Origin of the sequence: Nocardia sp. CA-119907 (genome assembly GCF_050955995.1) — a bacterium.
GTDB lineage: Bacteria > Actinomycetota > Actinomycetes > Mycobacteriales > Mycobacteriaceae > Nocardia.
On the sequence record NZ_CP192091.1, the window covers coordinates 2845199 to 2859273 of the forward strand.

The 14075-nt window shown below is 64.9% G+C and carries 11 protein-coding genes; 6 read left to right on the forward strand and 5 right to left on the reverse strand.

Going from position 1 to position 14075, the window contains the following annotated elements; all coding sequences use genetic code 11:
* Window positions 1-481: 481 nt before the first annotated feature.
* Both ACQP2D_RS12475 and ACQP2D_RS12480 read right to left on the reverse strand, forming a co-directional pair.
* On the reverse strand, window positions 482-694 hold the full coding sequence (locus tag ACQP2D_RS12475; protein WP_433683863.1) for a DUF397 domain-containing protein: 213 nt from the start codon (window positions 692-694) through the stop codon (window positions 482-484).
* Window positions 691-1581, reverse strand: a complete 891-nt coding sequence (locus ACQP2D_RS12480) for a helix-turn-helix domain-containing protein (RefSeq protein WP_433683864.1) — start codon at window positions 1579-1581, stop codon at window positions 691-693. The genes ACQP2D_RS12475 and ACQP2D_RS12480 overlap by 4 nt, the downstream gene beginning before the upstream one ends.
* Before the next feature lie 244 nt (window positions 1582-1825).
* Here ACQP2D_RS12480 and ACQP2D_RS12485 point away from each other — a divergent pair, with 244 nt between their 5' ends.
* Both ACQP2D_RS12485 and ACQP2D_RS12490 read left to right on the forward strand, forming a co-directional pair.
* Complete coding sequence (locus ACQP2D_RS12485; RefSeq protein WP_433683865.1) at window positions 1826-2242, forward strand: hypothetical protein; 417 nt, start codon at window positions 1826-1828, stop codon at window positions 2240-2242.
* A 17-nt stretch (window positions 2243-2259) separates the two neighbouring features.
* Window positions 2260-2721: a hypothetical protein gene (locus ACQP2D_RS12490; RefSeq protein WP_433683866.1), complete on the forward strand. Its 462-nt coding sequence runs from the start codon at window positions 2260-2262 to the stop codon at window positions 2719-2721.
* Between the two features lie 10 nt (window positions 2722-2731).
* Here ACQP2D_RS12490 and ACQP2D_RS12495 read toward each other — a convergent pair whose 3' ends face one another.
* Both ACQP2D_RS12495 and ACQP2D_RS12500 read right to left on the reverse strand, forming a co-directional pair.
* Window positions 2732-3163, reverse strand: a complete 432-nt coding sequence (locus tag ACQP2D_RS12495; RefSeq protein ID WP_433683867.1) for a YbaB/EbfC family nucleoid-associated protein — start codon at window positions 3161-3163, stop codon at window positions 2732-2734.
* Window positions 3164-3215: 52 nt separating this feature from the next.
* Window positions 3216-4886, reverse strand: a complete 1671-nt coding sequence (locus ACQP2D_RS12500) for a WXG100 family type VII secretion target (protein ID WP_433683868.1) — start codon at window positions 4884-4886, stop codon at window positions 3216-3218.
* A gap of 200 nt (window positions 4887-5086) precedes the next feature.
* Between ACQP2D_RS12500 and ACQP2D_RS12505 the strand changes: the two genes are divergently transcribed.
* A complete protein-coding gene (locus ACQP2D_RS12505; RefSeq protein WP_433683869.1) occupies window positions 5087-7009 on the forward strand; it encodes a type VII secretion target in 1923 nt (640 codons plus the stop codon).
* A gap of 12 nt (window positions 7010-7021) precedes the next feature.
* Window positions 7022-9163 (forward strand): hypothetical protein, encoded by a 2142-nt coding sequence (locus ACQP2D_RS12510; RefSeq protein ID WP_433683870.1) that lies wholly within the window; start codon window positions 7022-7024, stop codon window positions 9161-9163.
* A gap of 174 nt (window positions 9164-9337) precedes the next feature.
* Here ACQP2D_RS12510 and ACQP2D_RS12515 read toward each other — a convergent pair whose 3' ends face one another.
* A complete protein-coding gene (locus ACQP2D_RS12515; protein ID WP_433683871.1) occupies window positions 9338-10591 on the reverse strand; it encodes a hypothetical protein in 1254 nt (417 codons plus the stop codon).
* Between the two features lie 206 nt (window positions 10592-10797).
* Here ACQP2D_RS12515 and ACQP2D_RS12520 point away from each other — a divergent pair, with 206 nt between their 5' ends.
* Both ACQP2D_RS12520 and eccA read left to right on the forward strand, forming a co-directional pair.
* Complete coding sequence (locus tag ACQP2D_RS12520) at window positions 10798-11778, forward strand: C40 family peptidase (protein ID WP_433683872.1); 981 nt, start codon at window positions 10798-10800, stop codon at window positions 11776-11778.
* A gap of 527 nt (window positions 11779-12305) precedes the next feature.
* Complete coding sequence (gene eccA, locus ACQP2D_RS12525) at window positions 12306-14060, forward strand: type VII secretion AAA-ATPase EccA (protein ID WP_433683873.1); 1755 nt, start codon at window positions 12306-12308, stop codon at window positions 14058-14060.
* The last annotated feature ends 15 nt before the right edge of the window (window positions 14061-14075 follow it).

Below are 14075 nucleotides of genomic sequence, written 5' to 3' on the forward strand. Positions count from 1 at the left end.
TCGCTCCGCCCCGGTTCCCTCGCCACGGACGAAGCCGCGGACCCCGCGCAGGCTGGGGTCCGTCGTGATGTGGGGAGTTACGGCACGTCACCGAGTGTGGCGTCCAGTTAGCTCCTGCCGTATCGAGCCCTGGGTCCAGGGGGCGGTCGAAGGTAGTCGAATGGTGGTCGCCCAGGCGGTATTCGACGCCACATGAACACGCTCGGCGAGCAGCCGAAGGGTGTAGCGCACAAGCTATCTGGGCGGGGCACTAGTTCGGTGCAGGTGGGAATGATCAGCGCTTCGTGCTGCTCACGGGCGTGGCGAATCATCTCTGGACCGGCGTCGAGGATGGTGCGGGCGAGCCGGTCGGTGGGACTTGTACAGTCCGGCGGGGTCAGAGTCGGGTCGGTGGGTACCCAGCTGACATCGACGATGACCTCCTCCGACCGCAGTGGTGAGTTTGCTTGTACGCGATCGGATTCCAGTGGGGGCTGCGCTGTTACGGCTGCGGGCGGTTGAACTCGCCGTTTTGGATGCCGGTTGTGAAGGCGTCCCATTCGCCTGGGGTGAAGATCAGGGCCGGGCCGGTGGGGTTCTTGGAGTCGCGAACGCCGATCCTGTCTCCTCCGAGCCAAGCGACCTCTACGCACTCGGCCGGGCCGTTGCTGTGGCTGCTCTTGAACCAACTCACGCTGGGCAGGTCAGTGTTCACGCTGCATAACTCCTCGCCACCCGCCTGAGCAGGTCTCGCGTCTGCGTCTCATCCAGTGTGGTACTCCGTAGAGCCGCAGCAATGTCATGGTAGCGCTGCACATCATCGGCGTGTTCCATGTATAGATCGGGGCATCCGTTCCCCTCGCGGTAGACGAGAGGGGGTTCAACCGGTCGACCTTTGGCGTCTGTGCCGAAGTCGAGTATCAGGAACCCGCCGGGCACCAAACCCCATGTACACCCGCTGGTGAACGGCACTATACGCACGGAGAGATTCGGCAACTTGCTCATCTCGGCCACTTGTCGTAGCTGGGCCGCCATGACACGTGGACCACCGAGGACGCGATGCAAAGCCGATTCGTCCAGTAACACCTCTAGTTCCAGCGGGTTGGACTTTCGTCTCACGATCGCTTGCCGCTTGAGACGTAGTTCGACCCGCTTTTCAATGTCCTCCGCATCGTCGTCTCGGAAGTACGCGCCAATCATCGCGCGCGCATAGTCGGCCGTCTGCAACAGGCCGGGGATGACCTCGTGATGCAAAATGATCTTGCGAGCCGGGGTTTCGAGTCCGACGTAGGTAGTGAACGTGTCGTTGCGGTAGAGCCAATTGAACTCCGCGTGCCAGCTTTTGGCTTGCGCCTTTTCAGCGAGCTTGAGTACCCGGCTGGTTTCCTCGGCCGACACTCCGTACACCTCGCACAGCGCCCGTATCTCGCGGATCTTGACCTTCACCACCTGAGCGTTCTCGATGCGGTGTAGCCCGCTCTTGCTGAGTTCGGCCAGCGCCGCCGCTTGGTCGAGGCGAAGTCCCTGCCCTTCGCGCATCTCACGCAGGGCGCGCCCGAGCTGTCGCCTGGGCAGGGTCGAGGAGCCATCTTCACTGGTCAAGGCAATCACACCCTCTGCAAATCTGGGACGATGGAGCATCTGAATGTGGCACGGACTATCACTTGAACTGGGACCTGTCGTGCAGGTTTGGGATGAATTCCTTGGGAGTCCCAGATTAGTTCCCGGCATCGTATCGCCCGTGTTGTGGCGTGTCCGGCGGTTGATAGCACCTGATGAACCGGTGTAGCGCAAAGCGCTCCGGCCGCTGCCCAGACCATCACGACATCGATCGAGGCCTCCAACGATGACCAAAACGCAAGTATCGCAGCCGGATATGGACGTTGCACGCGTCGGCCAACTGGCACGGGCCGACGCGAGAACAGCACATAGCGAGGCCGTGATCGTCACCCCGCCCAGGGTGTGCGAGCGCGGCGATGTGCAGCTCGCCCACGAACAGATGCGGGTACACCGGGCGTGCCGGTCGGGGCAATGCGTGTGGAAGTCGGCGGCGTTCTACACGCTCGCGAGCGCGGGCTGCCTTGTGCCGCAATCGATGAGCCCACGCGAACGCGCGGCCGCGCGGGGTATCGCATATCCGCCGCTCGAAGATGTCGCACATCGTGCGGGCGACGGTCCACCGCTGCGAACATTGCAGGAGGTTTTGGACAGGCTGGTCGAGCTGGCGGCTCCGGTGTCCGGGCGCATCACGACCGCCGGATAGCGGCAACGGTGACCGGAATGGGCGAGCATCGCACCGAGGTGGATGGCTGGCTGGCGGTGTGGCGGATCGACCGCCATCGCATTCGAATGATGCTGGTACGCAACTTGGCTTCCGCCGAGACGCTGGCATCGTTCCATCCGGCCCGCTGCCCCGACCTGGCGCAGATGCGTGAGCGCTTCCCGAAACTGTCCCGGCTATGGGATGCGGTCCGGCACGAGTACTGGACGGAATTGATTCCGGCGCAACGCTGTTCCCGCGGGATGACGCGTGTCATGAGCGATCGGAATCGGCATCCGGCGAACTCCCATCCACTGCCGGAACGGCTCAACCGTCTCAGCGTGCGAGCGACCCGAGCGGGCTACCGCCTCGTCCGCGGCGTCGTATCGCCGTATGTTTGGGAACTCTTGGACGCCGACGACGACGAACTCATCTACTCGGCTGCGAGCCTGGACGAGATCGAGGACTGGCTGAGGTCCTGATGCGGTGTGCTCACTCGGCTCGCTTCTCCTCGCCGCGGAAGAAGGCGCGGACCTCACGCAGGTTCGGCATCTCGTCGACGATATCGGAAAGATCCGGCAGGTCATCGAGTTCGGTGGCGACCGGAGCGGTCAGCGCCGTGTGCTGTGCACGGGCCCGACCGACCGCCTCGTGGACCGCGTCGAGGATGGTGCGGGCGAGCTGGTCGGGGGCCTTCCGGAGTGCGGCGGCGGTCAGGGTGAGATCGGTGAGCACGCCGTTGGCATCGACGACCACCTCGACCGACTGGTCCGGTGAGTTCGCTTGTCCGCGGACCGCTTCCAGTTGCCGGAACACCTCGGTCAACCGAGGCTGCTGCTGCTCATAGGTGTCGAGCAGGTGCTCGATCTGGTTACGCAGTCCACTGTTGGCCGATTGCAGGCCTTCTCGCTTCCATCGGTCCATGCCGATCTCCTTTCTGAACCCGTACTGCCACTGCTGGTCCGCCGACCGCTCATCACTCGTCGAAGATGGATGCCTTCGCCATCGTCACCAGCAGTCGATGCAGGGTCTTCGCGGGTCCGCTGGCCGCGTCACCGTCCAACTCGACGGCGGCGAAGGCCTCGGCAAGGGCTGCGGCAGGCGCGAACACACCGTTGCGGAAACAGTTGTCGCTCAATGCGCTACGCCATCGCTTGTAGCCGCTGACCACGCGCGCGAGTGTGTCGCCCTTGGCGCCGCGCACCCGCAGATACTCCGTGATCAACGTGCGCTGCGCTTCGGTGCGCGCCCGGAATCCACCGGCGAGATCCAGCGCGCCGCCGAGAGAGCGCAGGATTGTCGTGTACATCGGGCGTTCCGGTCGGGTGGGGCGCGTCGAGTGCGGCACCGTAACGGTCGCGGCCAGCAGGCGCAGATTCGCGACGGCGGCTCGGTCCAGCATGATCCACGGTGCCGGATCATCGGATTCCGCTTCCGTGTTTCGGTTCTCGACACGTGACGGCGCACCGGCCAAATCGGCGATCTCGATCCCGTGCAGCGGGAGGGTGTACCGGCCGAGCATGGCGTCGAGGGCGGCGGCCATCTCGCGCACCGTGTCCGCGTGGATGCCCGACGATTCGAAACCGCGAATCTCGAGGTTGTGCCGGGCAGCCATCTCACGGGCGATCCGCATGGCCTCGGTGTCGGTCTCGGCCCGCTGGGGCACCGGGCGCTGCGGCGCGGCGCGCTTGTCCTTCTTCTTATTCTTGTCCGCCGCACCCTTGTCGGCACCCGGGCGACCACCGGGCCGCGGTGGGGAAACCCGCGGTGGCGCGCCATTCGACGGGGAACTGGTCGGGGACGATGCGGCCGGGGCCTTCGACCACGGAGTGCCTGCCGAATTCCCGGACCAGGGTGTGCCCGCGGTGGACCCCGCGGTGCGTGCGCCCGACCCGGACTGCTTGGCGGACAAGGGATTTGCCCGCACGCCGGTGCTGGCGGGGGGATTCGCGGCCGCGGTACTCGGTGGGGCCGCGGCAGTGCTTCCAGGTGGGGTGGTATCGGTGGAATTGGCATCGTCGGTGGGTGCCTGAGAGTTATCGGCCCCACCGTTCCCGTCCGGGTCGCGTCCATCGTTGTCGGCCGGTGCATCCGACTGCGGGTCCGCCGATTGCGCCGATGGCGACTGCGCGGATGGAGACTGTCCGATGTTGTTCGGCGCTGCCGAGTCGTCGGTCTCCCGACGATCCGTGGAGGTCGGGTTGATATGCGATACGGGTGTGGACCCTTGCGGTGTGGACTGGCCGGTGGTTGGTGTGGCGGCGGTGGGTGTCGAGGTCGGACTCCGATATCCACCAGTGCTGTCGGCATCTGTGGTGACATCGGTCGGGTCCGCATTGTTGTTGTTGATGTGCTGCGCGCCGGCGAGGTCCTGCTGACCGAAAGTTTCCGCTGCGGAAGCGAGTTGGCTCTGTATCGACCGCACCGCCTGGACCAGGTTCTCCATACCTTCCATGGCCTTGTCGGCGCCGGGCACATATGACTCGGCGATCGCCTTTCCGGGATCATCGTCACCCCAGAACTCGCCTTCGCGCGCGAGATCGGCCTTCAGGTCGGCCACCATCCGCGCCACCTCGTCGGCGTCCGCATCGAGTTGTGCCGCGGAGTTGCGCATCGCGTCGAGATCGGCCCACACCGATTCGGCCACGTCGATCTCCTTGCTGCGCTCAGGTTGATCGCGCGCGATCAACCTGCTTCGCGCGCGGGATATCCGAATCCATCCTGTTGTCCATTGTCGAGTCTTCCCAGCGCGAGAGCGGTCTTCGACATCCCCAGCAGTGGGAAGGATCGACAATGGTGGGCGTCGGGTGGCGGGAAAGGATCTGATCGCATATGCCGGGCGGCAGCATGGAAATCGACCCTCAGGTGTTGTATGACCTGGCGAACCAGCATGATCGGGTCGCGGAAGACACGCTCGAATGGGCCAAGAAGCCCGAGGCGTGGTTGAAGGCGTTCCCGGACAGCTACGGCGCGATCGCCCACCCGGTGCACAAAGCCCTGGAAGGCTACTACGACGCTCGATACAACGCTGGTCGCGCGCTGGCGGACGAGCACAAGAAGACCGCGGAAGATTTGCGTAGGGCCGCCCGGGACTTCGGAAACTCCGACCTGGAAGGCGCTGCGAATATCCGCCGCATCATGGATGATTCCGGTGCGCACGCCCAGCCGCACACCTCGCCATCGTCGCCCAACGGCACATCGCCGAACGGGCACCCGCCGGTCAATGCCAGCCCGTCCGATAACGCGCCGGTAGGTAACCAGCCGGTGCACTCCACCCCCGATTCGCCGGCCGGTGTCGGACCTGTCACTGCGCCGACGACAAATGGCGCGGCGCCCGCTGGGCCCGACGGGACAGGCATGTCGACGCCGATGGCGGGTACCGTTCCGCCCGGTGGCCCAGGTGGCGGCCCTGGTGGTCCAGGTGGCGGCCCCGGTGGCGGCCCAGGTGGTGGCCCTTCCGGGCCGACGGTTACCACACCGTCGGGTGCTGTCGTGCCGCCGGTATCGGCGGGACCGGGCGGTGGCCCGTTCGGCTCCGGTCCCGATGATCGAACGTCGGACCGGTCGGGCGTGAGCGCGGCGGGTGATCTGCCGCCCGCGCCCATGGCGACGCCGTTCGCGTCGGCCGTTGCCGCCAATAAGGACAAGGAGGCCGCACCGGCGTACGTGGTCGGCGATGCCGTCAACAACGACCTGGTGGTCGCACGCACCCTGCTCGGCGCCGTGCTGGCGGCCGTGGACTCGTCGGTCCTCGGGCTGCACTGGGCCGTGGCGGTGATGCGCGGTCCGGGTGGCGCGGGGGTATTCATCACCTCCAACGAGGGCCGTGGCTGGTTCCCCGCTGGTCTGTATCTGCCGCGCGAGGTGTCCACGCCATGGCTGTGGGACGAAATGCTCGGCGCGGGGTCAACGGATCCGGCGTCGCCATGGGAGGGCGTATCCGACCCGGCGCGTGTCCTGGTGGAATTCGGACTGGCGTGGGGCGCGAAGGCCGGGGCGTCGCTCTCGGCGGTGGTGTCGTCCGGGCCGATCGATTCCGGCCTGCGGGCGCGGTTCAGCGATGTCTCGATGGAGGGCATGGTCGGACCGTCCTACGACGTCGATCTGCGGATGCCCACCCCCGATACCGCCGATAGGCTCGGACTCGCCGGCTCCGTCGAGGCGCTGGAACAGATTGCGGCCGTACCGGATTCGGCGCTGCGCGCCCGCTGCATCGAATTGGCGACGGACGCGCACGCCAAGGTGAGCCGGATCCGTGACCTCCCGACGGACGGCGCGGGCGCGCGCGGGGTGCGGGAGCGCATTCTGGCGGCGATCCAGTCCGGACGCGATATTCCGAGGTCCTGGTGGGATGAACTGCGCGACGCCGATGATCTGCTCGCGGCCTCGATCATGCCGCGTCGCGTCGATGTCGGACGCGTCGAGCCCGGGGACCTGCGGCTCGACGATGCAGACGGTGGATTGCGCGCTTTGGTATTCGAGCGGCGGTGCAACGAGCTGGTGCTGCTGTTGGCCGAGGAAACGACTCGCCAGCAGTTGCGCGACGCGGTGTACGCGCATGAGCAGATCGTGAAACATCCACGATTCGTGGAGGTTCCGGCCGCGGTGTCGACGTCGGTCGACGAGCGTGTTGCTCCGCGCGCGGTTTCCGGTCAGGCGGCCGCGCCTGGGGTCTCGGCCCCTGTTGTCTCCGGCCCGCCCGCGGGAGCGATCGTCGCGCCGTCCTCCTCGGCGCCGGTCGCGCCTCCCGGTGCGACGGACCAGTCGTAAGAGGGGCGGGCAATGGCGGGCAAATATTCCCCATACTCCGACGGCAGCGACGGCGCAGGTGGCGGTACCTCGGGTTATCCGGCCTCCGCACAGGCCTCGCCGTCCGCGTCGCCGTCCGCGTCGCCGTCCGCGTCGCCGTCTACGACCAAGAAGGATGATCCGCCGAAGGACACTCCGGCAGACCCCGCACCGACTCTGACAAAAGAGGATATGTACGGGGACAAGGGGGATCGGATCAACGCCGGGTATACCCTCCTGCCGGGCGATAAGATCACGAAAAAGAACGACGACGGCGATGTCGTCTACACCCTCAGCCGGGATAAAAAGGGCGATTACCTCCTGACCGATGCCAAGGACAACCCGATATGGGGCTATTCTGGTGCCGGTAGTCCGTTGGAGTCGATGGCTTTCGACCGGGTAATCGGTGCGAACGGAAGCATAAAGACGTTCTATAACGGCGACCAGGTGGAGGAAATAGTTCCCGGGAATGCGCGCCCGCATTTCGAGTTGATCACGCTCTATCATCCCGAGCATCAGTCGACCGGCCTACAGTTCATGATCGACCATGCGCAGAAGAGTCTGCAGGTGTCGGTAGATCTGCTGGGCACCGGCCATGCGAAGGATGTGCCCGATTTTTCGCAGTTCCTGCACAACAACGGGCTTCCGGACTTCACCGACGACTCCAAAATGGTGACGACATATAATGACAAGATCAGAGACATAAAGAATCTCAAAGATGATCTGAAGGACTTGGAAAAGCAAGTCGGCGACACCGCATACGATACCAAGGAACAGAGCACATCGCTCTGGAAGAATATTATGACCTGCCGGGACGAGCTGAACGATCAGTTGCACGATGCCGACAAGAACTCGGAGCACAAGAGAATCGAGTTGAGGCCCGGGGTTTATGCGTCTGGGCATAGTGAGGACGGATATTACTGGCGTATCAGGCCTGATTTCGAATTGGGGCTCGAGAAGGCTCTCAAGACGAAGGTCACCGATATCGAGAATAGTATCCGGAAGGCGTATAAAGACAACGACGACCGTGGCAGCGGAGTCAAGAAGCCCCCGAAGCCCAACCCGAGCCCGAATCCCAATCCGAACCCGAATCCGAACCCCAATCCGAATCCAAACCCTAATCCGAACCCGAATCCCAATCCGAACCCGAGTCCTAACGCTGACCCCATCGATTTCAGCAACGAGTTGGGGCTGGACGGCTTGGGCGACGGCGCCTTCGACGGTGATGCCGACGGTCTGACCACCGCCGACGAGCTCACCGGTGCGGATGGTGCGGATGGTGCGGATGGTACCGGCAGCATCGCCAGCGGCACCGGCTCCGATTTCGGCGCGAAACTCGACCAGGCAATCGCCGATATCAAACAAGCAGCTGTAGGGTCGACAGGCGGCGCCGGTTCCTTCGGAAACTCGGGTGCCGCGAATAGTCCATGGGGTGGCGGAAATAGCATGGGGTCGAATCCCTTGGCATCAATGTTGGGTAATGGATACAACCTGCCGCAACAGCTGGGCCAGAACGGGTCGCAATGGGGCGGCCAGAATGGTTCATCGAACCCGTTGTCGCAAATAACTGGCAATAATTCATCGGCGGTGCAGGCTGCGAGTGCGACCCCGCAATCCCTGACCAACGCGGTAAACAGCACGGTGTCCGCGGCTACGGCCACACCGGTGTCAGCGAATCCGAACGCGATGGTCGACGCGACGATCAAGGGCATCGGGGATGTGAAGCTGCCATCGACGCTCGCCCAAGCCTTCAACTATGCGACCAACGATCCGAACGGTGCCGACGCGCACGCGGCATATACAGGCACGGCGGGTCAGGAAACGGACACCCGCCCGTGGGCGAATATCGGTGAGGGCCAAGTAAAAACCGGGGACGTGGTGCAATTCGAACACCGGAGCGCGCTGGTCTATGTCAGCGATGAGAACAAGCTCTTCGCCATTGTGGGCGGAATGGCAATACCGCTCAACACCGCGTTTCCACCGGATGCCAGCTTCGGCGGCTTCCTGACATTCAAGCACCCCACCGGACTCGATGGCATCGGCAATGCCACGCAGCAGGACGCGCTACCACCGGTGACCACCGGGGGAACGGCACCGTCGCCGCCGCCGGTCTCCGCCGCCACGGTCACGATCTGACAACCGTATCTCGCGGCGGGGCGATTCCACTCCGCCGTGAGACCCGGGGTTCGCCCGGCCGCATCGTGATGGCGAACGCCTTCTGCGGGAATATGTTTCGGGCAGCACCCGACCGGCATGCGAAATAGCGCCTTCGGGCCTGGGGCCATCTGTCCCAGGCCTGGGCGATGGTCCTCAGGCCTGAGCTGTGGGCGTGACGGCTGCGGGCGCGCTCGGATCGCTCGGTGTCGCGGCCGGAACGGGCGCAGCGGGCGCTTGGGCCGCAGGCGCGGTGACTGCCGGCGCAGCCGCAGTCGGCGCCGCGGCCACCGCATTGGGGTCGGTTGGTGCCGTCGCCGCGGGCGCGGTGGTGGCCGGTGCCCCAGGTGCGGTGGCAGCCGCTGCCCCGGGTGCGGTTGTGGCCTGTGCCGCGTGCTCGGACTTGGCCTTCTCTTGCTCTTCGTGTTCCCTGCGCTCTTTATCGTTCTGCATCAGCGCCGTCACCACGGGTGTCGCCGCCATGACCCCCATCGGGACCAACATCGCGAGGGTCTGGAAAATCTGTCCCAGTCCGCTGTCGCCCCCGCCGGACCCACTACCCGATGAGCCGCCCGATGAACCGTTGCCGGAGGAGCCGTTGCCAGAGGAGCCATTGCCCGAACTGCCACCGGAGCCGCCGCCGCTGGAGTTGCCGGCCCTTTCCTGGTTGATCTTGTAGACCGCCTCGACCTTCCGGTACACCTGCTCGATCGCGGCGGCGATCTCCTCCATCAGCTTCATTTCCTGCGTGGCCTTGTGCTTTCCGGTGATCGGCACCTTCAGCTTGGTTTGCAGGCCGTGCACGATTTCCATGATGGCCGCGAGCGTCTCGTCCTTCTTGGCGGCCACCTCGATCGCGGTTTTGGCGACCTCGTTGTCGTAGTTGAGCAGCGAGGTCTGCTTCGCATGCACGGCCGCCATGGCCTCTTGGTAGGCGACGGTGGCTTCGCCCTTGCCGAGTGCCCGGTACACCACCGTGCGCAGCAGTTCACCGACCTCCGGCGGCGGCTTCGGAACGCCACGACCGAGCAGATCCACTGCGGTCTGAATTGCCGTCTCGGCCAAGCCGACAAAGGATTTCAGCGCCGCTGACGCGCCCGGCGGGGGATCCAGTTTGATGGGCTCCCCATAGTGCTTCGCTGTGGGCGGTTTGTCGCGGCAATCAGGCTGCTTGTCCTTATCCGGCGGTGGGTTCTTTCCGTCGGGCGGGTTCTTACCGTCGGGTGGGTTCTGGCCTCCGGGCAGCGGGCCTTGCGGGTCGGGCGGCAGCTTCTTGTCGGCACCGGTGGTGTGATCAGTGGTGACGCTGGGCGCACTGGCCCAGGCGAGTGTGTCGGCCGCAACCTGGTGGTGCTGGTTCGTCAGCTCACGCAATGCGCCAGGGTCGATTTCCGTGCTGCCGTCCGGCATATGCAATCAGATCCTTTCCCGCCACCCGACGCCCACCATTGTCCCGCCTTCCCGCAACTGGGAAGTGCGATCGTTTCCGTTTCCCGCTGGGGTTGCCGCATAGTCGTGTTCGACTTCGTCGTTCGGGAAGGTTCGAAATTTCGTCGGCGACATGACAGCTGTCGATTCGGAAGGCGGTCGATGATGAGCGATAGCGAGTCGGTCGGATGACGCCGCCACTCACTCTCGACCTGAACGGGGTCCTGAACTCCCTACTGGGGCTTTACGGTTCGGGCCAACCGAACCCGAGCGCGGTGGCGACGGCCGTATCGTCGGTTGCCGCCCGCACCGACGACGGCCATCGCGGTTCCTTGATGGTCGGCTACGGCGACATGCGAGGTATGCATCAATCCGTCGCCGAATCTCACGCGGGCAAGGACAACATCGTGAACCGGGCGGTCGCATCGGCCGGTGACGGAACCGTGGTCGGCCGAAACATGGTGAACAATCAGATCGCCGATCTGCAGACTCGCTTGCAGGCGATCGCGACGATCGGCGATACCCGCTTCAGCGGTCCGGCGCTGCTCGATGCCGCTCAGAACACCATCACCAAGGTCGCCAAGCAAGTCGACGCCGATGTCGCGGCGGCGCGCCATCAGGCGGCTCAGATCATGCCGCCGGCCGTACCGCAGGTCACGCGCGGTCGCGTCACCGGCAGCGGGAGTCGCCGTCGGCGCCGGAGTCGAGCGCGCACCACGGCTCGGACGGCGGGCCGCGCGACCTCTCGATTGCAAGCCATCGCCGGGCGTCCCGTGCCATCGGACGGAACCTCCGGCAGTAAAGCCGTCAGCGCGGCCAGCGCCTGGCTGGGCACACCGTACATCTGGGGCGGTGGTGGTGCGGGCGGTCCGTCCGGCGGGGGCTTCGACTGTTCGGGGCTGACCCAGTATGCCGTCGCGCAGGCCACCGACGGTCGAGTCGTATTGCCCCGCACCACTTATGAGCAGATCTACTCCGGTGTTCGAATTTCCCCGCAGGACGTACGGCCTGGTGACCTGGTTTTCCCGGCGAGTTCGTTCAGCGCGCGGGGGCCGGAGCATGTGCAACTCGCCGCGGGCAACGGGCTGGTGATCGAGGCACCGTACTCGGGTTCGACGGTCAAATGGTCGCGTATGTCCAGTGACGCTGTCGTTGTGCGGGTGATCTGAAGTCGGCGAATACCACAGCGGCCGGTGGCTGCTGAATGCCACCGGCCGCTGTGGGAGCCGTCGGGGTTTGGGGTTCGGCGACTCGCCACGGATGTGGGGAATCCGTTCCGCACGGCGGCCCTTTGCCGGGTCGCGGCTCCAGGCCGCCGCTCGAGGTTGTGGGCTGTCAGGATGAGGACCGCCAGCCCGCTACGAACTATACCGCTAAATAGCGGTGCGATCAACAGTGGTCCGTTGAATGGGTGAGACCGCCTGGTCGGCAATTGATCGACGCCGACGGAGGGAGCCGGCACCTGGGGAACGACCTGGGTCGGCGGCTGTCATGTCTGCCCGAAGGTGTGGGGATCGGGCTGCACTCGAGTAGATATGACCGTTGAATGACGGCACTATAAATAACGGCCACTTATCTGGAGGTCCAGGTTTCCGCTGCCTGTCGGGCTTCCCAATGTTGGGAACTGGGTGGCAACGGCGGCTGCCTCGGAATGTCTATCGTTCCCGCAGGCGAGAGTGGCGGAAGGGAAGTCCAGGTGTCAGCGGCCGAGGACGCGTTCTATACAGGTGTTCAATCACTGGGATTGGTCGCCGGGGGAGTGCGAAACGAACAGCATGCGGTGGCAGCGTTCCGGGCCGCCACCGATCTTGATCCGGATATGTGCGATGCGTGGCTCGGCTGCGCTATGGCCGGTGAGGTCACTTCGGAGGTGATCTACGGTGCCTACCGCTCTGTGCACAACCTCTATCGGGACCAGCAGCGTGCGGGTCTGGTCGATCGGTCGCTGTGGTGTCAGGTCGAGATCGGCATGTACGGACTGCGCGTCGCGATGGCAGACCGCGACCAGATCGCGATCGCCCAGGCGTGTTCGTACGCCGAGGGTGGCGAATGGCAAGAGGCCGCCGTGATTCTCGATCAGGTGCCCAGCGACGATGTGGCCGATTTCGTCCGCATGTCGCTGTTCTTCCGGACCAAGCAGTGGCCGGAGGTGCTCAGCGCACGCAATGCGAAGCCGGTAATCGAGGACGGACTGCTGGATATCGCGGCCGAGCTGATGACCGCCCAAGCCCTGGCGCATCTGGGTCGAATGGGCGAGGCAATGCCGCGCGCGCAGCGCATCGCGGAGGATGCCGCCTCGGGCAATCTGTCCTACATCTGGGCGGATGCGCACTTCCTGTTGGGCATGCTGTACCGGCACAACGGAGATCACGAGAACGCCGACCGAATCCTCAAGGGGCTGCAGGGATCCGGCCTGTGGACCGAACGGGAAGAGTGGCAGCGCGCGGTCAAGGACAAGTCGTATCGGCTCGAGATCACCACGCCGGATCTGCTCGCTTCGCGCACCGACAAATGGGATCCGAAGACCGGCGCCGATCCGGCCGAGGCCGCGGCCTCGGCGGCGCGCGAGGAGCGCGAGACGCTGCTGGCGGAAGCTTCCGAGCTGCTGCAGGCGCAGATCGGTATGGACTCGGTCAAGGAGCAGGTCGACCGGTTGAAGTCGGGTGTGCTGATGGATCAGGTGCGGGTCAAGCGCGGCCTGGCCGTGGAATCCAAGTCGCAGCATCTGATCTTCTCCGGTCCTCCCGGCACCGGTAAGACCACCATCGCCAGGGTTATCGCGAAGATCTTCGCGGGCTTGGGGGTAGTAGAGAACCCCGAGGTCATCGAGGTATCTCGCAACGATATGGTCGGCACCCATCTCGGCCACACCGCGCCGAAGACCAATGCGCTGATCGATTCGGCGCTCGGTGGTGTGCTGTTCATCGACGAGGCCTACACCCTCATCCAGGAGGGCCTCTCCGGCGGCGACGCATTCGGCAAGGAAGCCGTCGACACGCTGCTGGCGCGGATGGAGAACGATCGCGACAAGCTGGTCGTGGTCATCGCCGGATACGAGGACCAGATCGACCGGTTCCTCGCCTCCAACGACGGCCTCGCCTCGCGCTTCACCAAGCGGATCCGGTTCTCCAGCTATGGCGCCGATGAACTGACGCAGATCGCCGATCACATTGCGCGCAAAAAGGATTCGCTGCTATCCGAACAGGCGCGAGAGATCCTGCGGGATCGCTGCGAACAGCTGGCCGGGCAGACCAAGAACGGTCGCAGGCTGATCGATCTGGCCGGCAACGGTCGCTTCATCCGCAATGTGGTCGAGGCGGCGGAGGCCGAGCGCGACTATCGCTTCACCAAGGAGAATGTGGATGTCGCCGCGATGAGCAATGAAGAACTCATGACCATCGACGCGTTCGACATCACGGCCGCGCTGGCAGGTTTGGCGCCGACGGGCTGAGCCGGTGGCACGTTT